Raw genomic sequence first — 20,420 nt, 5'->3', positions numbered from 1 at the left:
TTTTTGCGCCCACCTCCTTGACAAAGGCTGGAAAGAGCCGAGATGTGTGCAGGCATGTCCAACTGGAGCACTGATATTCGGAGACCTAGACGACCCTAAAAGCACCGTATACAAAGTGGTCACATCTGGAAAAGCCGAGCGTTTTAAACCAGAGCTTGGCACAAATCCAAGGGTATATTATATTGGGCTGTACAGGTTTACTAAGGAATTCATTGCGGGAAGTGTAGTGCTCAAAGACACCGATGAGTGCGCTGAGAAAGTGAAGGTAACCCTCCATAGTAAAGAAGACGATTCAATTCAAGTAGCGCTTACAAATGAGTTTGGAGACTTTGAGTTTGATGGTTTAAACCCGGGAGAATATCACCTAAGCTTTGAATATCCTGGATACCAAGTACAGAAGATGGACGTAAAATTGCAGAAAAGCGTCCATCTAGGATACATCTTTCTTGAAAAGCAGTAGGCAGTGGTCAAGATGAACATCGATGTTGACCTTGGAACGGACATAGAAAGCGTCAAAAAGCTTGAAGGAGTCTACTTGCTTGAAAGCGGGACGTCGATGGACAATAAGTCTTCAGCCACAATGGTGTTTTTAAAGATTCTGCGGGCTTGCTCTAGGAGCATAGAAACATCTTTATACCTTGCACTAATATGAGTTAAAACAAGCTTTTTTACCCCTGCCTTTTTGGCGTTTTCTGCCGCGTGGCTTGGAGTTGAATGCCCGTCCTCGTCAGCCCTTTCAGCCAACTCATCACCGAAGGTTGAGTCATGAATAAGCAAGTCCGCGTCCGCTGCAAATTCCGCTAAACCTTCAAAAGGTCTAGTATCGCCGGTATAAACAATTTTTCTTCCAGGCCTTGGTGGGCCTAAAACATCTTCAGGTTTTATGGTTCTGCCGTCTGCAAGTCGGACGGTTTTCCCTCGCTGCAATTGTCCCCACAGAGGACCTTCTGGAACCTCTAAGGCTTTAGCCTTTTCTGGATAAAACTTTCCGGGGCGAGGTTTCTCCACCAAGGCGTAAGCTAAGCTGGGCAACATATGGTTCGCCCAAACCGCTTGAACAGTATACTCGGGTGTTTCACATACCACGCCAGCCTCACGGATTTCATGAATTTCTATCTGAAAAGTTAAGCCAAACTGCACAGTTTCTCTTACACATTCAATGAACTTTCGTAGTCCCGGAGGCCCGTAGACGATGAGCGGCTTTTCTCTACCATGCAGCGCCATGGTTTGCATGAGCCCCGGCAAGCCTAAAACATGGTCACCATGCATGTGCGTTATGAAGACTCTTGTCATCTTGTGGAAACTGGCGCCTGCCAATACCATCTGCCTTTGCATGCCCTCGCCGCAGTCAAAAAGCAATTGTTCGCTTTTACGCTTCACTAGGATAGCTGGTAGACTTCTTTTCGGGGTGGGAACGCTTCCAGCCGTACCCAAGAAGACAACTTTCAAGTTCATAAAGGCGCACTACACCGCTTAGAGTATAAAGCATATCCTTGTTAGCCTTTATGCTTTCCGAAATCACAAGTATGGCGGCAAAAACCAGTGTTTTAGTCCACAAGCCTTAATAGGTCGGCCGAGAACGTATAAATGGATTTGTTGTATATGGTGAAGGTGCTTATAGTTTTTGAGTCGCGTTATGGCAACACCAAACGCGTGGCAGAATCCATCGCTGAAGAAATGAGAGAAGTTAGTGGAGTGGAGGTTTCCATTAAAGAATTTAAAGAGGTGAACTTGAAGGATATTCCATTTTACGACGCGGTATTGATTGGCTCTCCAAATCATATAGGTGGACCAACAAGAGGCATTAGAGGCTTCATCGACAAGCTTGGCAAACTAAAGTTGGAGGGAAAGAAATACGCTGTTTTTGACACCTATATGGGCAGAGACTTTGATAAGGCAGTTAAGAAAATGGAGAAGCGAATAAGCGAAAAAGCTCCAGGCCTTACGCGCTTAACTGCTGGCTTGTCAATAAAGGTTAGGGGAATTAAGGGCCCCATTCTAGAAGAGGAGTTGCCAAAATGCAGGGAATTCGGCAAGAGTATAGCCATCCAGCTTAAGAAGGAGCGTGAAAAATGATGGCTTCAATGGCAAGAGACAAGATAGTGATTTTTGTCAGCTTTTTATGGATTGTTCAGTCTGTAGGCAGACTTTGTTTTGCAGCGGTCGGCACACCGGAGGGAATGGACCAGTTTCTGGATACGCCTATCTCGCCAACGACTTCTGCCATACTTTTTGCCATGTTTCTGATTCTGGGCGCTTTAGGACTTATCGCCGCCCTTGGCTTGTTAACAGGACAAAAGTGGGATTTCTGGATCGTAATGCTGGCCAGTTTCGCAACAATAGCCTTAGACCTATGTGGATTAACAATACAATTAACCGCCGCTATCGGTCTAATCGTACCGGCAATATCCATCCTAACAATATACGCGGAAAAGCACAAACCCTTAATGTCATGAAGGATAAACACTTAATTTCATTGTTTAAGGTTTTTGAATACTGCGATTTCGCGGGTAAGGCTTCTGTGTATGTAGACCATGTGAGATTCCACATGCTTGTAGCCAGCTGCTCTGCCTATTTGGCTTATGCCCACTGTTTTTGGCGCCGCCATGCATATGTGTCCGCCTTCACTAAGTAGGTCGCGAGTAGCGTTTAGGCATTCCTCAATTATCTGTTTTGTTGTCCGTTTGAGGGTTGTAGCGCTTTTTCCGTATGGCGGGTCTGCCACGATGCAGTCCACGGCTGTCACTGGCGGATTTTTTGCATCCGCCACCATGAGGCCTTCTGGCGTTATACGGAAATGGGCAAGGTTAGCTCGACTGCCCTTCACCATTCGCCACTGGATGTCGGCGCCCAAAACACGGCAGCCTATCAGCGCAGCCTCTATGAGCATGCTTCCCGTTCCACAGAAGGGGTCGAACACTAAATCGCCAGCTTTAGGTCTGGCTAGGTTTATCATGCACCTTGCAAGTTTCGGCGGCATAGCTGATGGATGAAAGAAGGGTCTATTTTTCGGGCGCCTTTCCATGAAGGGTTTCGGTGGAAGTTCTGCCAGTTTCAAGCCGAAAAGAAGCTTGTCATCTGTTAGGATTCCCGTGAAAGTTTTTTGAGGCGCTTTAAGGTTTACTTTGACATTTTCAGTCATTTTTAGGATTATTTCGCCAAGCTTCCGCTCTAAATTCATTCCATCAATGTGCCTAGCGTGGCTTTTCACATGTTTAACACGGACTGCGAAAGTTTCGCCTTCCTCTAGTAGATTGGTGATGTTCATCGAGCGTAGAGTTTTGACAGCCTCGCTTGCATCAGCCTCGCACGTGAAAAGCTCCAATGCGCAAAGCCTTGTCATGGCCGCCCGCTTTTTAACGATTTCCACACATTTGATGTCAGCTTCAATCCTCAAAACTTGGTCGAGTTCCTCCAAAACCGTGTATGCGCAGCCTTCAGCTTCCAAGATTGCTTTTAATTCTGCAGCTGGCAGTGTTTCATGCTCCCCTGACAACAGAAAAAATAGTCTAATCACTTTAAAGCTCCCGCAATGCTTGGGCTATAAGCGGTGCCAGCGAAACCTTGCTGACATGGCTTGGAACGCTGTCCGTTCCCACAATCTCTTTAACGCCGGTTTCCCGTAAGCGTTTTTCAGCTTCGCCTACCAAAAGCGGATGTACACATGCGGCGTAAACTTCTGCTGCTCCAAGCTCGTATAAAAGTTTTGTAGCCGCCATAATGGTGCCGCCAGTGCTGATAATATCATCAAAAATCACGACGGTTTTGCCTTCAACATTGAACTCTTTTTTCTCGACGCTCACCAGTCCAGTATAGCGGTCTCGATGTTTTTCCAGATAGCCGCATTCGCAACCCAGAACTTTTGCGGCTTCTTGAACTATGTGGATAGCGCCTTTGTCCGGAGCAAGTGCAAAAGCATCCTTGAAGCCCCTCCGTTTGAAGTATTCTGCCAGAATCGGGATAGCTGAGAGGTTCTTTGCCGGAAATGGGAACCTTGCTAGGACGTTTTTCTCATGAATATTTACTGTTATTAAGCTGTCTACACCTGCAGCTTTAAGCATTCTTGCGATGGCTTCTATGCTTATGGCTTCGCCTTTGAGGAAAAGCTTGTCTTGGCGGGCATACGCTAAATAGGGCACAACCGCTATAATGGTTTTAGCGTTATTTCTCTTAGCGGCATCCACCATCAGAGCCAGCTGGATTAGTCGCTGATCCTGCGGTGGACTTGTCGTTTGTACTATAACAGCGGTTTCGCCTTCAACTGTTCCTTCAAGTCTCACGTAGGATTCGCCGTCTGGAAAAACCTTAAAAAAGACCGGGGTTGGTTCCAAGCCTAGAAGGCTGGCTATTTTTCCACCTAGCTCCTTGGAGGCTGGACCGGGTAGGATTTTCATCATATCGCCGCTCTTTAATGAAAGACACAGTCTTTTAGATTTTTCCCGTTGCCTTGTACTGTTCGATAAGTTCTTTAGCTCTATCCATGCGGATTTTGCGCTCCTCTACCATCTTTTCGGCAACCAAGTCTATTAGTTCGCCAGTAGCGCCCGCCGCAATAGCGATGTTTCTCGCGTGAAGGGACATGTGTCCTCGTTGTATGCCTTCATGAGCCAAGGCTCTTAACGCGCCTAGGTTTTGGGCTAATCCCACAGCCGCCAAAACTTCAGCGAACTCGTTGGCTGTCTTTACGCCCAAAATTTTTAGGCAAATTTTGGCTATTGGATGGGTTCGCACAGCTCCACCTATCAGGCCGACAGCCATAGGCAGTTCTATGGAGCCCATCAGATCGCCGTTCTCGTTTTTCTCCCATGTGGAAAGCGTTGTGTAGTGGCCGCTTCGGGCAGCATACGCGTGAGCGCCAGCCTCTACGGCGCGGTGATCGTTACAGGTGGCGATTACAACGGCAATTATGCCATTCATAATCCCTTTGTTGTGGGTTGCCGCCCTAAACGGGTCGGCCGCCGCGAAAGCCCAAGCGTTCACAATGCCGTCTACAACCTCTTCGCCGCCAACCGCCTCTTTGGGTACAACACACCACGCTCTGGCTAAGCGTTTAACAGCCAAGTTCGAGATAATCCGCAAGTAAACACGGCCGCCGGTGATCCGCTCAATCAACGGGGCAACAGCCTCACACATGGTGTTCACAGCATTAGCGCCCATAGCATCCCGAACATCTACATGCAACTCCACAATAACCATTGGACCCTGCACCGTTTGAATAACTTTAGCGTCCAAGTCTTTAGCTCCGCCTCCAACAGAAACCAGCACCGGATCCTGCTCATTCGCCTTCTTTAGGATTTCCTCCTTAGCCTCCAAAACGCGAAGCCTAGCTGCATAAGGATCTTTAACGCGAACCACCTGCACCTGTCCAATCATTATTGGTGGAGTGCTGCTTGTGTGGAAGCCTCCGCCCTCCCGCACCATTTTAGCCGCATAGCTAGCCGCAGCCACCACAGAAGGCTCTTCAATCGCCATGGGAATCAAATAATCCCGCCCATTAATGAGAAAGTTCACAGCGATGCCCAATGGCACTGGAAAAGCACCAATAACATTCTCAATCATGCGGTCAGCCAGTTCCAGCGGCAAACCACCAGTATTCTGCAGCAGGGCGCATTCCTCATCAGTCAGACCAGCAAACTCCTTAACAAAAGCCAAACGCTCCTTTGGACTAAGCTTATAAAAACCCGAAAATGACGAAGATTTTTTACTCATTTCTATCAACACCCGGATATTTCGAAGCTAAATGTAGCAATATCCACAATACCATTTAAACTTTAGCAGAAAACAAGTCTTGCTCATAAATAAAAGAGGAGGAGTTTATTCAACTTTAATTTTAATCACTATTGTTATTTTTTTACCAGATGTTGCGTCCTTGTCAGCTTTCAAACTCCATTGAACAGCCCAAGTTTCATTAGCAGGCATCAATAGAGGTCCTATTTGTGTGCTGTTCGTTCCTTCTCCGGCGGGAAATACTTTGATGCTGCCTAGAACTGTACCATTTTGCGCAATCACTGTGATGTTGACATAGTCAAAGTTGCCTTGAAAATCACCTGTCAGCGAAACAAGGGTTAATGTAATAGTTTTAGCGGAACTAGCACTATTTGTTATATTAACAGCCTCGTCATAGGTTAAAACTTGGCCTGGTTGTATTGTTATCGAATCGAATGTGACCTCTGTTCCAGCCGGATTTATTGCGTCATCACCACCCAACTGGGTCGTATTGCCACCCGGAAAAAATCTCACTGTAGCTTCAGCAATAGTAATGTCCGTTCCACGTATGAATAGTTCGCTGTACGATGCTGCGCTTGCATAGCTGATTAGCAATGAAGTGAACAACAGTGTTAAAAATTTTGCAATCTTCCTGTAGTTTGTTTTCATTTTGTGTTTTCACCTCCTTTTCGTTTTTTCCTTTCTTTTAGGGTTTCTATCCAGATTTTTACGAGGATGTAGAGGCTTAGGGCTAGGACTACGGCGCAGGCTATTGCTAGAGCTGTGGCGGATGCAATGAAGGCTGCCTCTCCCCACGTGGGTTTGTATATGGCGTAGGCTGCTGCTGCGGCTATTATGGTGCCTGCGCCTAGGGCTATGTACCACCATCGCGGTTTGAAGAATACATAGGTGCCCAGCCCCACTACAATGGTGTCGAAGGCAACTATACCCACGAAGGTGGCTTCCCAGCCCATTTGAGGAACCATAACAAGCGGGTGAACCGCCACCTCCGCATAGTTAGACAGGAAGAAAACAGCTAATGTTAGTGATGGGATTGTGACGACGACCATGAAGATTCTCGCGTAGTTCATGAGCCTCTTAACCATACCTAGGTAAATGTTTAGGGCTACAATGTTGGCTAGGGCTACTGCCAAATATAGGAGGCTGTACCAGAAGCGCATGTACTCGCCGAAAGCCGCCATAAACTCTCGGCTTACGAGGAGATGGCCAAAACCGGCTAGGGCTGCCAGCTGGTAGATGTAGGGAAGTTGCCATGGGAAATGGCGGTCCAAGAGGCACGTTAAGAGGCTTAAGGCGAGGAATAGGTCTATGCCTACCAACGCAAAGAATTCTGGCTGTAGTGGGGAGGGCATGGTCTCTTACGCATCCGGACGCTCTGTTTCTGTAGGCTCGGAATCTGGATCCGAACTCAATAGTATAAGTTGGGATGGACAGAGATAAATCTTATGTAGTAATATTTAATACAAATTAAATTCAACGCTTAGGAAGCGCTACCGCTGGAACGTTAAAGCTTCGCTGAATATGCTTAGCCAGAGTTTCGGCATAACCCACACGGAAATTATCCGTGATGACAAGCCTAGGCTTGGAACGCCTTACATACTCCATTAAGCCGTCAAAATCCGAATGGTCGCTAAGGGCTATAACATACTCTTTTTCTGCGATTTCCCGGCACGGCACGTCGAATTCCCAACCGCTAACATAGACACAATAACATCCACGCCCAACTTTTCCCCGTGAGCCCATGTGATAGAAGGCTACACAAGGCTGGTTCTTTTCGAGAATGCTCTTAAACTCTTTCTCCTCAAGCCTATACACACGTCCAATATGCATGCCATGTCTTTCACAGATTTTAGAAACTTGAAAAACTCTTTCAGGTGCCACGAAAGGGGCTTTTACACCGGCTTCATGAAGAATTTGCATAACTTCTTGAAGCTTGCCATGGTAACCAAAAACATAAACCGAACCATGTTTTAGACCCTCTTCCACCATGGAGACAAGTAGTTCCTTGACATCCTGATTGAAGGGACGCCTACATGAAGGGCTGCCGTAGGTGGCTTCTATGATGAGTATGTCTGCATCCAACACCGGCGTTCCTTCAAGCCTAAAATCTCCAGTATAAACCATACGTGTGCCTTCAGCATCCTCAACAAGCACTTGAGCTGCCCCCAAAATGTGGTCTGCCGGAAAAAGAGCTATACTCTCCTCGTCGTAATGCATTGTTTTGGCGTAACCCAAGGTTTCTACACATCCACTCATGAGAAAAAGAGGGCTCCGCATAACATCAATCAAATCCTTTGTAGCTTCTGTCATGACTACTTTTTCGCATACTCGCAAACTTTGCTGCAAACCAATCATGTGATCCGCATGTGCGTGAGTCACAACCCTCAGCGGTCTAGACTCGTCGAAGGCATCACATGCCACACTTTTGCCGAGAATCACAGCGCCTTTGTGCGTTATTGCCACTTTAGAAGACAAACTGGAATCACCAGCCGCCGCTTAATGGATAATTAACCGTTTTCCACCGCTAACCTTTCTGAACTCCTATAGGGTACATGTCCTATTGAGTTGTTTTAGGGGCAAGCCAATCAATTAACTGCCGCGGATTGCCGCATTCAATCTGCACCTTTATTGGGCCTAAGGGTGACTCAGCTACGGCTTTGGAAAAAGATACGTGACCAGCATAGGCAACTTGCTTGTTTAGGTAGAATGTTATGTTGTTTTCGCTTAAACCCTCGAAGAGAACGCTACGTGCGGCATCGCGGATACGTTCTCTTCGCAGCAGATTGTAAAGCTTTGTCAAGGCTTCGAGGCCTCTTGCCTCTGCGGTTAATAGGTTTCCCTTCGCCAGAGGCTTTATTTGAATTGGGATACTGCCAAATATGTTTTCTACAGCCCTTTTCACTTTATCTTCAGATTCCGTGGGGTTTATTTCCACTTCAACGTAAACTTTCACTTCATCCATTTAGCCTCAATCCTCCTTAGGACTTGGGCAGCCTTTCTCTCAAAGGCATCTAGGCTTCCCTCGTTAATTATTACGTACTCGGCTAAGGCTATAGCGTTTCCTAGTCCAACGCTTAACTCCCGCATATCCCTTTCATGGAAAACTTCCCAATTACTGGGGTCGTCGCTTCTCCGCCTATGGAAAAGCCGCTTGAACCGTGTTTCCGGCGAAGCGTGTACAGCTATAACCACAAACTTTGAAAAGTTTCGCCTAAACTCTTCGACTTCAACTAGACTTCTTATGCCGTCCACGATGACCTTGTTTTCCGTCATTCCGGCAATTTTTGGAACACACCGTTTAGCTATTACGGCGTCGCCTTCCAAACGCCTCAATTCCAACATTATGCGACCAAGGTTTTCCGGAGTTGGCTCCAATCCACGTCTTCTAGCTTCCTCCCGCACCTCATCGCCCATAACAACAACACCGTAGCCATTAGTCTTAGCCACATTAACAACAATGGATTTTCCAGCGCCTGGCATTCCAGTTAAACCAACGACAAGTTTCCCACGGTTCACCCAGAACCCTTCTTGCAGCTTCTAATAGCAATGCCTCTCAAACAGTTAAAAAGCCTTTACTAAAATGTCCCCAGAGTGAAGGGTAGACTTTCCAGCAGACTGATTGTGTCGAAAGCCAATACAGGATGCTTTATGACGACGTGGGGCTATATGAGCATCGATAGGAAGAAAACGTATTATTATGTGTGCTAGCTTGCTGCGGCTTGTGATTCTTTAAACGAGCCCCTACTCGCGCGGCATATGCAATTTAAAATTAAAATAATTTTTTAAGTAAAAATTCTCAACTTCAAGGTACAAAGTTGTTGTAGGTTAATGGGATGCCTTTCACCCCATTTCACTTTGGCCCTAGTCTAGGATTCGGTTTGCCTTCGAGGAAATATATTCACGCTCCAACGTTTATTCTGGCAAACGTTATCGTTGATCTAGAACCGTTCCTAGCGTTCTTCTTTAGATTGAGGTATCCTCTACATGGGCACATGCACACTTTTATACTCGCTTTACCAATGAGCATGGCCTTTGGTGGCACCATGTACTTTCTCGAAAAATTTCCACAGCCACTTTACAAAGTCCTCTTGTTAGAAAACACCGCTATATGTCTGAAATCATTTGTTGCTGCGGGTATTTTAGGGTGGATGCTTCACGTATTTTTTGACGCTCCCCTTTACAGTGACATAAAGCCTTTTTATCCAATGACAGCAAACCCGTTGTATAATCCAGATCTAACGCTAGTAGTTTACAACCTCTGCATTTGGCTGGGAGCGCTTGGAACAATATACTACATCGCACTGTTAAGCATTTCAATTTACAGAAGCCTATACAAACGTGATGAGTATTTTCGCAAACCAAATAACTTTGCGAGAAATCTAATTTCCACCGTGTGCAGTTAATCGACAAAAAGGAGTAAAGTTAAACCGGCACGTTCACTTTCTATTATAAGTTGTACATCCCTGTTTTATTTCCCTTGCAAGCTCAGCTATTTTTGGCAGCGCCTCAAAGGGATTTTGCAACCTCTCGGCGTACAGTTTTGCGTAGGCGCTTCCCACTACAACACCATCTGCACCCATAGTGATCATTGTCTCTACGTGTTCTCGTTTTGAAATGCCAAATCCAACCATGACTGGAACATAGGCGTGAGTCTTCACGTTTCTGATGAGTTTACGTGTTATGGCTGTATCTTTTAGTCTTGAGCCCGTGACACCTTCCAAGCTTATTAGGTATATGAATCCTCTTGCGGCCTCTGTTATCTTTTTAAGCCTTTCCTTCGATGTTGTGGGTGCTACTTGAAGAATTAGGGGTAAGTCTTGTTTAGCTGCCAGCTCTAGGTATGGGTTCGCTTCTTCGATTGGGAGATCCGGAATTAACAAGCCTTGGGCTCCAGCATTTTTGATTTTATCTAGGAATTTGTTGAATCCCATGACATAAGGGATGTTGAAATATGTAGTTACAATTATCGGAGTGTCTATGCCGCTCTTTCTAAGCCGTTTTATGGCCTTTATGCATTTGAGTGGCGTCACACCAGTGTTTAACGCTCTTTCACATGCCGCTTGGAAAATCGGGCCGTCAGCTATGGGGTCAGAGAAGGGTATGCCAAACTCTATAATGTCGGAGCCATTCTCAACCAGCGTCTCAACCAGCCTTATTGAAAATTCTTCGCATGGATCTCCATAGTAGACATGCGCCATGTGCACGCCTTCGCCGTGCTTCTTAAGTTCTTGGAATTTCGCTTCAAGAAGATCCATAGAAAAACCTCAAAATAGTTTCTATATCTTTGTCGCCTCTTCCGGAAAAGTTTATAACAACAACATCATCTCGGTTAAATTCTTCAGGATGATTTAGTACATATGCTATAGCATGTGCCGTTTCAAGCGCAGGAATTAACCCCTCTGTTCGACACATTATGCGTACTGCTTCAAACACTTCACGATCTAAGGCGTAACAAGGTTTCACTCGGCCTATTTCACATAAGTGGGCTATCTCTGGGCCTCTGCCCGGATAGTTTAGCCCTGCAGCTCTTGTTTTGGAGGGCCTTATTTGGCCCCAACGATCCTGCATGATGATTGAGAGGCATCCATGTAATACACCTGGAGTGCCAAGCTGGAGCGCTGCTGCGCTGTTTTCAGCCCCCAAACGTTCGCCTCCTCCCTCAACAAAGTATAACCTCACGCCAGTGTGGTCTATGAATGGCTTGAAGGCTCCGAGGGCGTTGCTTCCACCGCTTCCGCAAGCAACGATGGCGTCTGGAAGCCTACCCTCCTTTTCGAGTATCTGCTTTTTTAATTCTTGGCCTATCACGCTCTGGAAAGTTGCAACTATTGTTGGAAAGGGATGCGGCCCAACAGTTGAGCCTATAAGATAATGTGTTGTCCTTGAGCATGCAGCCCACTCGCGCAGCGTCTCCGAAACAGCATCCTTAAGCACTCCAGCCCCGGTTTTTACAGGCTTGACCGTTGCGCCTAGAAGCTTCATTTTCTTAACGTTTGAAGCTTGACGTTCAATGTCTTTCGCGCCCATAAATATTTCAGTCTTGAGGCCGCATATATTGCCAGCCATAGCAGTAGCCAATCCATGCTGTCCTGCCGCCGTCTCCGTGATAAGGCGTTTCTTCCCCATCCTTTTTGCTAGCAACGCTTGTCCAAGCGCGTTGTTAAGCTTATGGGACCCCCCGCACAGCAAGTCTTCACGTTTAAGGTAAACCTTAAACCCAACATGCTTGCTGAAGTTTCTTGCGTAGTAAAGCGGTGTAGGGCGCCCCCCATAATCCCTTAGTAATCCATGAAAATCCCTTTGAAACTCTTCTGTTGGATATATACGCTCAAAGGCCTCTTCAAGCTCTAACAATGCATGCATAAGAACTTCGCTTACATACATTCCGCCGTATCTGCCAAACCTGCCTTTGGCCATGAGCATCACTCACTAAACAGCTTTACGTCTAACAGTTTTGAAAGACTCGTTCTTGGCGTTTCTTATAAATGCCTCCATAAGCAAATGATCCTTAATTCCCGGCTTTGATTCAACGCCCGAAGAGACATCCACAGCGTATGGCTTGACAGTTCTGATGGCGTCTCTTACATTCCATGGATTAAGCCCCCCAGCCAATATAACAGGCTTTGGATGAACAACCTCCTTTAACCGTCGACTCAAATTCCAATCGTGAACAATTCCAGTTCCACCATGCTTCCCTGCACTGTGAGTGTCAGCATGGAAACCATCAAAAAATGGCATTAGATCCACTGCTTTTGTTACTGCATCATATCCTATCGCTAAAGCCTTAACAAGGAAAACCTTGGGAAGCTTTTCGCGTAGAAGATCATAGTCTTTGACACCATCGCCATGAAGCTGTATTATGTCCGGTTTCACTCGCTTGTAAGTTTCTAAAAGCTGGTCTAGGCTGGATGGCACCGTTACCAGCACGCTTTTAACATTGTGGGGTACAAGTCGGAACAGATATTCGGCTCTCTCGATGCTTAAATTTCTCGGTGATGATGGAACTTCAACAACGAAGCCAACCATGTCTGCGCCGAAGCGGCAAGCGGCTTCCAAGTCCTCTTCACGGGTTATGCCACAGATTTTCACTTTTACAGTACTCATATAGCATTCACAAGCTCCCTAATTTTTCCTTGAATATCCTCTGCAAGCATGACTGCTGAGCCTACTAGAAAAGCTCTTGCGCCGCATTTCCACAGAAAACGTATGTCTTCGGCTTTCTCTACGCCGCTTTCGCTTACAACTATCCTTCCATTAGGGTCTACTTTGTCCAAAATCCTCTTCGTTGTGTTTAGGTCAACCTTCAATGTTCTAATGTTCCTATTGTTTATTCCTATGAGATCTGCTTCCGTTTTGAGCGCCGATCGAAATTCCCCACGTGTATGGGTTTCAAGAAGAACCTCCAAGTTCAAGGAGTGAGCTAGATCGATAACTTCCTCAAGCGAGTACTTAATCATGTTATCTTTAAACACTGCGTAAATAAGCAAGATAGCGTCGGCGCCAAGCCTCAAAGCAGCTTCAACTTGAACCGGATCGACAACAATATCCTTCATGAGAATAGGAAGCCGCGTGTTTTCCTTCACTTCAGCTAATCGTTTCAAAGAGCCATTGAAGTGTTTTGGCTCTGTTAGAACAGAGATTCCAACAGCTCCTCCAGCTTCGATTAACCTTGCCATCTCAGCAGAGTTAACTACTTGCCTCAGCTTTCCACGGGATGGAGATTCAGGTTTGATCTCAGCAATTACAGGTGCATGATGGCATTCCATTATAGCTTTTTTTAGGCTTGTCTTAGGGCTAGATGCGTAAGACTCGTTTAAGGCGTGTCTGTAGTATCCGCTACGCACAGTTTCAAGTGCATCTCTTATGAGAGTTTTAAGGAAGTCAACCATATTTAGCTTCAAGCTCCTCCAGCTTTTCCATGCTGCCCCCATAAAACTTTACGAGTTCCCTGAGTTTTTTGTAGGCTGCTCCACTTTCAATGGCTTCTCGAGCCAACTCTAACCCATACGCAAATTCGTCAGCTTTTCCACCTACGATGATTCCAGCAGCAGCATTCACCGCTACAATGTCCCATTCAGAGTCTCCCGGGCCTAGACAATTATATAGAACTCTGAAAATTGTTTCAGCACTTTGTGAGGGACTAGAACTGGCTATCTTTTCAATGTTGGCCTTTTTCACGCCCAGCATTTCAGGCGTAACCTCTAGAGTTTCAACATCACCGTCTCTAAGCCAAGCTATAGCTGTTTTTCCAACGGTAGAGATCTCATCTAACCCGTCAAGCCCATGAACCACCATAGCCTCTTCAAGGCCTAACTCCTTTAGAACTTTGGCGACTTTCTCTACAAGATAAATATCGTAAACGCCAACCAATTGTGCGTTCGCGTTTGCAGGGTTGGCAAGGGGTCCAAGCACGTTGAAGATTGTTCTTATGCCAATCTCTTTTCTTGTAGTGGCAACATTCTTCATGGCTGGATGAAAAGCCGGAGCAAACATGAAGCCTATCCCAACATGTTTTATAGAAGCCTCCACGGTTTCAGGCGGCACGCTAAGATTTAGACCTAAAAATTCCAGCACGTCTGCGCTTCCACTCCGGCTTGTAACCGACCTGTTTCCATGCTTGGCCACTGGTACATCCGCCCCGGCCACCACAAAAGCGGCTGCCGTGCTTATGTTAAAAGTTTTTATTCTATCTCCTCCCGTTCCGCAAGTATCTACTAGACGGCCGTTTACGCTGGGCTTTATTCCGTAGCAAAAGCTTCTCATAGCGGAGGCAAAGGCTACCATCTCCTCTATCGTTTCACCCTTCATTCTTAAGGCTGTTAAGAAGGCTGCAACTTGCGCTTGTGTGGCTTTTCCTGACATTATTTCCGTCATGGACATGTAAGCCTCTTGGTAAGACAGGCTCTTGCCGTTTACTAGTTTTTCAATAACCTCACGTAACATGAGAGGTTCACCATCCGTCGAGAAAGTTTTTAAGCATTGCTTTACCATGCTCGGTTATTATTGACTCTGGATGGAATTGTACGCCTTCAATAGGGTAATGCTCATGACGGACACCCATAATCTCCCCGTCGTCTAGCGAAACCGCAGTAACTGACAAACATTCAGGTAGGTTGCCTTTATCAGCTACAAGCGAATGGTAACGCGTCGCTTGAATAGGGTTTTTTACGCCTTTAAAGATGCCTTTTCCATCGTGCTTTATGGGGCTTGTCTTGCCGTGCATTACTCTGCTAGCCCTTACTATTTTACCGCCAAAAGAATAGACAATACCCTGATGGCCGAGGCAAACGCCTAATGTTGGAACCTTTGGACCCATGTGCTTTATTATCTGGGAGCAAATTCCGAAGAACTTTGGTTCCTCTGGCGTTCCAGGGCCAGGTGAAATCATAACTCGGTCAGGTTTAAGCTTGACCGCCCTTATAAGCGTGATCTGATCGTTTCTGTAAACTATTGGTTTGGCTCCTAATTCACCGATGTACTGGGCGAGATTGTAAACAAAAGAATCATAATTATCTATGATTAGAACCTTCATTATAACCTCACTTCCATAGAGGCTATTTTAAGGGCTTTAAGAAGGGCTTGAGCTTTATGTTCAGTTTCAGACCATTCTCTTTCAGGAATTGAGTCGGCAACTATTCCCGCACCAACTTGTATGTAGGCACGGTTTTCACATGCAACAAGCGTTCTTATGGTTATGGCGAAGTCCGCATTGCCATTACGTGAGAAGTAGCCAACAGCCCCGGCGTAAGGTCCCCTTCTTACAGGCTCAAGTTCCTCGATTATCTCCATGGCTCTGACTTTAGGGGCTCCAGTAACGGTTCCAGCTGGGAAAACAGCTCTTAAAGCGTCATAGCAGTCCAAGCCTCTCCTGAGTCTGCCTACAACCCTTGAAACCATATGCTGGACATGACTATACTTGTAGATCTCCATAAACTCAGGAACATGCACCGACCCATACTCGCATACTTTTCCAATATCGTTTCTGGCAAGATCTACAAGCATAACGTGTTCTGCGCACTCTTTCGGATCGCTTTTAAGCTCTCTCGCAAGAGCCTCGTCTTTGTTTGGATCCTCCAGTTTGCGGGGCCTTGTTCCAGCGATGGGAAACGTTTCAACGCTTCCATTTTCAACTCGCACAAGCATTTCAGGACTTGAACCAACTATTTGGCGGCTGCCCATTTTGAGGAAATACATGTATGGTGACGGGTTTATTCTTCTGAGCGCCGTATAGAATGGAATAAGGCTTCCATGAAAATTGAACTCGAAACGTCGGGACAACACAACTTGGAATATATCACCTGATGCAATGTACTCCTTAGATATGGCTAAGAGCTCCTCGAATTTTTCCTTTTCAATATTTGTTTTGGGACTTGAATAGCTGAATTGTTCAATGCAAGGCTCTTTTTTAACAGAATCTTCGATTTCATGTATCCTACTGTTACCGTAATGATAGTAGTAGACTTCGCCTAGCTTATGGTCAAACAGGAAACCGTCGTCGTATATGGCTAAGTCTACATCTGGAAAATGTAAGTCATCGACAGCCTTGTTAGGTAAACGCTCCCAATATCTTATTGCGTCGTAGGAAAAGTAGCCTACAGCTCCTCCAATAAACCTTAACCCATTAGTGTTTGCACTGTTACATTTTCCGACAAGGTTTTTGATTAATGGAAGCGGATCAGCTACATCGTATCTCGTTTTGCAATCGTTCGCCCCGTCGTAAACCTCAACAAGTCCATTTTTGACGCTAACCGTGAGACGCGGTTCAAACCCTACAAACGAGTATTCAGCTAGCCTTTCCGGACCTTCAACGGATTCCAGAATGTATGCATATTCACATTGTTCCGCTAATTTGCTGAAAATCTCAAGAGCTGAAAGCCTCCAGTTAAGCTTGACAAGATTAGCGCCCAGCTTTTTAGTTGTTAGCAAACCAAACGTGATTCCTCATTGCTCGCCCATCCCGTGACTGTTTGATGATGAATGAACATATTTAAACTTTTATGAACATAAATGTACATGTGGACTAGATTGCGTCGCTTGAGTATTAATCTCGACGTTGGTAAACTTTATTTTTAAAGCATTACATAAAATCTGAATATCCTTTGATAGGGTGATTGTGCGACTATGCCTTTGGTTGTAGCTGAAAATCTGGTCAAAAGTTACGGTAAAGTGAGGGCTGTTGAAGGATTGAGCTTAACACTGGATGAAGGTTCTGTTACCGGTTTGATAGGCCCTAATGGTGCTGGAAAAACTACGACTATCAAAATGATTTTGGGTTTGCTGAAGCCTGATAGTGGTAGGGTTGAGGTTTTCGGTGAGAACCCCTGGGATAATCCTAAAATTCGTACTTTAATAGGGGTTGTTCACGAAAAAGCCTATTTTCCATCCCATCAAAGAACAGCAGATTATCTGAGAAGGACTTGTAGAATTTTCGGAGTCTCGGAGTCTCGCGCATTGGAAGTTTTAAAGCTGGTAGATTTGCTGGAGGCTCGCGACCGCACTATTAAAGCGCTTTCAGCCGGCATGCTCCAAAAATTCGCTATTGCTCACGCACTAATCAATTATCCGCGTTTAGTTATTGCAGACGAGATGACCGCCAACCTTGACCCCCAAGCCAGAAGCTCCCTCTTAGACTTAGTTTTGCGACTTAACAAAGACGAGAAGGTTACGTTTCTTTTGTCATCACATATTCTTCCAGAGTTAAGCAGAGTCTGTGACTCAGTAGCTATAATTAACCGCGGAAAGGTTTGGGCTTTTGGAAAACTAACCGAACTCTATGAGAAATATGGGGCTGGAAGAGTGCGAATTTCAACAGACAAGCCTGCTGAGTTGGCTGAAGAAATTAAAAAACTATCCTACGTAGAACGACTGGAGTTTGATGCTCGAGGAGTCTCTGTTAAGGTTGCAAAAGGAAAAGATGAAGAATTTTATGGAGACATTTCCAAGCTGGCTAGAAAAGTTAAAGCAAAAATACATGGCGTCGAAACTGGAAGCGCATCCTTGGAAGAACTTTATCGACTTGCTGTAGGTGCCAATAAATTGGAGGTTGCCTAACTACGCAGAAGGGAAAAGGCAAACCTTTTCTGGAAGTTTTAGCCTCAGCCATAAGCGAAGACTATAGGTTTCCAATACTTGAAATATTTGTTTTCCTATACGCCTTAGGCACTTTTGCACTCGCAAGTTTCGCGGGAGCTTTATCAACAACAGGAGCCTCCAGTGAAGCTGTTGCTTACAGTCTAACTTCCTCAGTGCTGGGAACGCCTCTATTCATCTTTTTAATTCTTGTCTTCAAGAATCTTGCGTATGGCTTTGGAAGCGACATAGAAAAGGGAGTAGTCCAAACATACCTCTCTTATCCCTTAAAGAGACATCAGATTCTTTCAGCTAAGCTTCTCTCGGCTGTTGGTCTAGCGCTTCTATTATTGTTTGGTATTCAGATTCCAGCCTTGTATTTGCTGGCTCCCGACGTTGTTGCAGGCTTTCTCAACACAGTTCTGCTCACCTACGCTGCAAACCTCAGCCCGGTGCTTTTAATTTCGGGCATAATCTTGTTGGCAACCTTAATCATTAGGAGGGGTGGCTTGTCGCTGGTTTTCGGCATAATTCTATACTTTGCGCTTTCCATAGCTTCGAGCATGGCGATGTTTATGGCTTTCGCAACAAGGTCTCCAACATCTCTGAAAGTAATAGCACTCTTTTATCCAAGTACCGTTTTAAGCCGATTCTACCAAATGCAGTTTTTCCCCGGCATGGAGGAAGTTTGGGCTCCGACGTTTTTGGAAGTTGCCCTTTACATTGGAGCCAGCTACGCAATCACCGCTTTCGTGTTCACCATGGCATACATCTACTTCTGTAGGAGGTTTAGTACATGAAAAGATGGATGATTCTGCTCGGCAGATGTGGAACAACCATAATAGCCATAGGGCTTGCCCTGTTCCTGGTATCGTTAATTCCTCAAGCAACTGTAAGAAGTTTTAGCGGCAGCGGAGACCTTCAAGCAAAAACATGGAGAACATATTACCAAAGTGTTTTGACACCACAAAACAGTTTAAACATCAAAATCAAAGCAAACAACACAATTAGGGCTTATCTGCTTGAAGTAAGCTTTCAAACAATTTATGATTGGATAAACAAGATACACCCGCAAATTCCCGGAACAGACCCCCTCCAAATTTTTAATCAAACACTTTTAACGGAGTTTCTGGAGGCAAACCCGCAAACAATTGCTATAGAAAAGGAGGTAGTTAATAATAGAGAAACTATGCTAGAGTATATGCCGACAAAAATAGCAAATGTCACCCTAATTTTATGTAATCCAAACGTGGTTCGTGTCCAAGTGAACTATGAAGGCTCTGAATTTCTAAACGTGGCTCCTAAGGCTAAACTGCAAACCGTAAGCGAAATAATCACACCTATTGGGGCTATTCTAACCGTACCATGGATTGCAAGATCTTTCAAAGAAAGGAAAAAGCATAACTTTGCAAACTAAAAGGCTAAAAACACCAACGGCGTCCAACAAAAGCTTGGCATCTTAGGGAAGCGTTTCTATTGTTGTCGTGCTCCTCGTTGCGATTTCAAGTTGGTCTGCAAATCCCTTCTTGACATCAGCTTTTTTTATGACTATCTTTTCGCCTGGTTTTAGGTTTATAGTTTTTTCCACATTTTTGCGCCACACTGAAACCCATACGCTTCCTGTTTCATCCTTTAATTCGAAAACTGCCAGTTTCACGTTTTCACCTTTTGCTGTTCTCACCTCTCTTATTAGCGGTTTTGTCGACACCACGCCTTGGACGTTAACATTTTTCATTCCTTCTTTCAGTTCAGCAATTTTACAAAACTCTTTTCTAGAAGAAAACGTTAATAGGTCAATGTATGTTTCGCGGTCAGCGTGAACCTCCATTTTTCCATCCAAAGCCTGTTTAACTTTGGCGTTTACAACCTGTAACATAGCTCCCTCTTTCAGAAGCTCTTTGATCTCTTTGACTTTCTCATTCCAAACCACCACTGATATTTCACCGGTTTCATCAGCCAAAACAAAGCGCATAACCCTCCCAGATGTTGAATTCTCCCTCTGGAAAGCAGAATCGTGTAGGATCCTCCTAACTCTTCCAACGAGGTTTATCCTCCTGTTCCTAAGGATGCTGGTGATTGCCCCAATTTTCGTTGAAAGCTCCAGGATCGTGGGATAGCTTTCCCCCTCCGAATTTTCATGAATCTCCACTGTGCTTTTCTGGCCTACATGAAGCTCCACGCGTCCAAAACGGCCCTCTCTGGTGTATCCATGGGAAAACTTTACAACTTGTTCAGTCTTTACCTTTCCGAAATTCACAAGATCCGCTTTGTCGTTCCATAAGACGACACGTATCACGCCACTTTTATCGGCGACCAGTACACTTGCAAACTTGGAGTTAGCTGTTTTAGATGGATAGACGGCGATAACTCTTCCGGCAATTGAAACATCGTTTAAGCCCGGAACGAGACCGCTTATAGGTATAGAAGGGACAGAAACAACACCACTAGAAAGTTTAACACCAAACTCGGCGGCAACTATACGTAACAAAACATCTTCAGAAATAAGGCCGCCAGACCTTTCACGCTCTTCGCTAAGCCTTTTTAATATAGCTTCTCGCGAAACTTCAGGATGTCTCGAAACTATTGCATCAACAAGCTCGTCAAGGCTTGCCATTAAACTTCAA

At 45.3% G+C, this 20,420-nt stretch carries 24 protein-coding genes; 7 read left to right on the top strand and 17 right to left on the bottom strand.

Annotated features, from left to right (window positions below; translation table 11 throughout):
• Positions 1-460: carboxypeptidase regulatory-like domain-containing protein (locus tag KEJ24_07905; protein MBS7647743.1), on the top strand; the 460-nt coding region annotated here is incomplete at its 5' end.
• A gap of 71 nt (positions 461-531) precedes the next feature.
• Here KEJ24_07905 and rnz read toward each other — a convergent pair.
• On the bottom strand, positions 532-1,455 hold the full coding sequence (gene rnz, locus KEJ24_07900) for a ribonuclease Z (GenBank protein ID MBS7647742.1): 924 nt from the start codon (positions 1,453-1,455) through the stop codon (positions 532-534).
• Positions 1,456-1,587: 132 nt separating this feature from the next.
• Here rnz and KEJ24_07895 point away from each other — a divergent pair, with 132 nt between their 5' ends.
• Positions 1,588-2,076, top strand: a complete 489-nt coding sequence (locus KEJ24_07895) for an FprA family A-type flavoprotein (GenBank protein MBS7647741.1) — start codon at positions 1,588-1,590, stop codon at positions 2,074-2,076.
• Positions 2,073-2,456 carry a hypothetical protein gene (locus KEJ24_07890; GenBank protein MBS7647740.1) on the top strand — a complete coding sequence of 128 codons (384 nt, stop codon included), beginning with the start codon at positions 2,073-2,075 and terminating at the stop codon, positions 2,454-2,456. Before KEJ24_07895 ends, KEJ24_07890 begins: the two co-directional genes overlap by 4 nt.
• A 17-nt stretch (positions 2,457-2,473) precedes the next feature.
• Here the strand turns inward: KEJ24_07890 and KEJ24_07885 are convergent, their stop codons facing one another.
• From KEJ24_07885 to fliE, 8 genes are all read right to left on the bottom strand, one after another.
• Positions 2,474-3,517 (bottom strand): RsmD family RNA methyltransferase, encoded by a 1,044-nt coding sequence (locus tag KEJ24_07885; GenBank protein MBS7647739.1) that lies wholly within the window; start codon positions 3,515-3,517, stop codon positions 2,474-2,476.
• 1 nt (position 3,518) lies between these two features.
• Complete coding sequence (locus KEJ24_07880) at positions 3,519-4,397, bottom strand: ribose-phosphate diphosphokinase (protein MBS7647738.1); 879 nt, start codon at positions 4,395-4,397, stop codon at positions 3,519-3,521.
• A gap of 31 nt (positions 4,398-4,428) precedes the next feature.
• Positions 4,429-5,709 (bottom strand): hydroxymethylglutaryl-CoA reductase, degradative, encoded by a 1,281-nt coding sequence (locus KEJ24_07875; protein ID MBS7647737.1) that lies wholly within the window; start codon positions 5,707-5,709, stop codon positions 4,429-4,431.
• 105 nt (positions 5,710-5,814) lie between these two features.
• A complete protein-coding gene (locus KEJ24_07870) occupies positions 5,815-6,375 on the bottom strand; it encodes a hypothetical protein (GenBank protein ID MBS7647736.1) in 561 nt (186 codons plus the stop codon).
• A complete protein-coding gene (locus KEJ24_07865; GenBank protein MBS7647735.1) occupies positions 6,372-7,079 on the bottom strand; it encodes a hypothetical protein in 708 nt (235 codons plus the stop codon). The genes KEJ24_07870 and KEJ24_07865 overlap by 4 nt, the downstream gene beginning before the upstream one ends.
• A gap of 121 nt (positions 7,080-7,200) precedes the next feature.
• Complete coding sequence (locus KEJ24_07860; GenBank protein MBS7647734.1) at positions 7,201-8,202, bottom strand: exonuclease; 1,002 nt, start codon at positions 8,200-8,202, stop codon at positions 7,201-7,203.
• An 82-nt stretch (positions 8,203-8,284) separates the two neighbouring features.
• Positions 8,285-8,689 carry a hypothetical protein gene (locus tag KEJ24_07855; GenBank protein MBS7647733.1) on the bottom strand — a complete coding sequence of 135 codons (405 nt, stop codon included), beginning with the start codon at positions 8,687-8,689 and terminating at the stop codon, positions 8,285-8,287.
• Positions 8,677-9,207, bottom strand: a complete 531-nt coding sequence (fliE, locus tag KEJ24_07850) for a flagellar hook-basal body complex protein FliE (protein MBS7647732.1) — start codon at positions 9,205-9,207, stop codon at positions 8,677-8,679. The genes KEJ24_07855 and fliE overlap by 13 nt, the downstream gene beginning before the upstream one ends.
• Positions 9,208-9,605: 398 nt before the next feature.
• Between fliE and KEJ24_07845 the strand changes: the two genes are divergently transcribed.
• Positions 9,606-10,130: a hydrolase gene (locus KEJ24_07845; GenBank protein ID MBS7647731.1), complete on the top strand. Its 525-nt coding sequence runs from the start codon at positions 9,606-9,608 to the stop codon at positions 10,128-10,130.
• A 33-nt stretch (positions 10,131-10,163) separates the two neighbouring features.
• On the opposite strand, the gene trpA is transcribed toward KEJ24_07845, so the two are convergent.
• From trpA to trpE, 7 genes are read right to left on the bottom strand one after another with little or no spacing between them, the layout of a single operon-like run.
• Positions 10,164-10,982 (bottom strand): tryptophan synthase subunit alpha, encoded by an 819-nt coding sequence (trpA, locus tag KEJ24_07840; GenBank protein ID MBS7647730.1) that lies wholly within the window; start codon positions 10,980-10,982, stop codon positions 10,164-10,166.
• The gene (gene trpB / locus KEJ24_07835) at positions 10,969-12,144 is read right to left on the bottom strand and encodes a tryptophan synthase subunit beta (protein ID MBS7647729.1); all 1,176 of its coding nucleotides are present in this window, start codon (positions 12,142-12,144) and stop codon (positions 10,969-10,971) included. The genes trpA and trpB overlap by 14 nt, the downstream gene beginning before the upstream one ends.
• Before the next feature lie 12 nt (positions 12,145-12,156).
• The gene (locus KEJ24_07830) at positions 12,157-12,831 is read right to left on the bottom strand and encodes a phosphoribosylanthranilate isomerase (GenBank protein ID MBS7647728.1); all 675 of its coding nucleotides are present in this window, start codon (positions 12,829-12,831) and stop codon (positions 12,157-12,159) included.
• Positions 12,828-13,628, bottom strand: coding sequence for an indole-3-glycerol-phosphate synthase (locus KEJ24_07825; protein MBS7647727.1), 801 nt, complete (start codon positions 13,626-13,628; stop codon positions 12,828-12,830). The genes KEJ24_07830 and KEJ24_07825 overlap by 4 nt, the downstream gene beginning before the upstream one ends.
• Complete coding sequence (gene trpD / locus KEJ24_07820; protein ID MBS7647726.1) at positions 13,609-14,670, bottom strand: anthranilate phosphoribosyltransferase; 1,062 nt, start codon at positions 14,668-14,670, stop codon at positions 13,609-13,611. The genes KEJ24_07825 and trpD overlap by 20 nt, the downstream gene beginning before the upstream one ends.
• Before the next feature lie 7 nt (positions 14,671-14,677).
• Complete coding sequence (locus KEJ24_07815; protein ID MBS7647725.1) at positions 14,678-15,259, bottom strand: aminodeoxychorismate/anthranilate synthase component II; 582 nt, start codon at positions 15,257-15,259, stop codon at positions 14,678-14,680.
• Complete coding sequence (gene trpE / locus KEJ24_07810; protein ID MBS7647724.1) at positions 15,259-16,665, bottom strand: anthranilate synthase component I; 1,407 nt, start codon at positions 16,663-16,665, stop codon at positions 15,259-15,261. The genes KEJ24_07815 and trpE overlap by 1 nt, the downstream gene beginning before the upstream one ends.
• 183 nt (positions 16,666-16,848) lie before the next feature.
• Between trpE and KEJ24_07805 the strand changes: the two genes are divergently transcribed.
• From KEJ24_07805 to KEJ24_07795, 3 genes are all read left to right on the top strand, one after another.
• Positions 16,849-17,778, top strand: a complete 930-nt coding sequence (locus KEJ24_07805; GenBank protein MBS7647723.1) for an ABC transporter ATP-binding protein — start codon at positions 16,849-16,851, stop codon at positions 17,776-17,778.
• Between the two features lie 194 nt (positions 17,779-17,972).
• Complete coding sequence (locus KEJ24_07800; protein ID MBS7647722.1) at positions 17,973-18,596, top strand: hypothetical protein; 624 nt, start codon at positions 17,973-17,975, stop codon at positions 18,594-18,596.
• Positions 18,593-19,213, top strand: a complete 621-nt coding sequence (locus KEJ24_07795) for a hypothetical protein (GenBank protein MBS7647721.1) — start codon at positions 18,593-18,595, stop codon at positions 19,211-19,213. The genes KEJ24_07800 and KEJ24_07795 overlap by 4 nt, the downstream gene beginning before the upstream one ends.
• Before the next feature lie 42 nt (positions 19,214-19,255).
• Here the strand turns inward: KEJ24_07795 and KEJ24_07790 are convergent, their stop codons facing one another.
• Positions 19,256-20,410, bottom strand: a complete 1,155-nt coding sequence (locus tag KEJ24_07790) for a hypothetical protein (protein MBS7647720.1) — start codon at positions 20,408-20,410, stop codon at positions 19,256-19,258.
• Between the last annotated feature and the right edge of the window lie 10 nt (positions 20,411-20,420).

It is taken from the genome of Candidatus Bathyarchaeota archaeon, assembly GCA_018396705.1.
GTDB lineage: Archaea > Thermoproteota > Bathyarchaeia > Bathyarchaeales > Bathycorpusculaceae > DRVP01.
The sequence above is the reverse complement of the archived record's forward strand: the minus strand, read 5'-3'. Positions and strand labels throughout refer to the sequence as shown.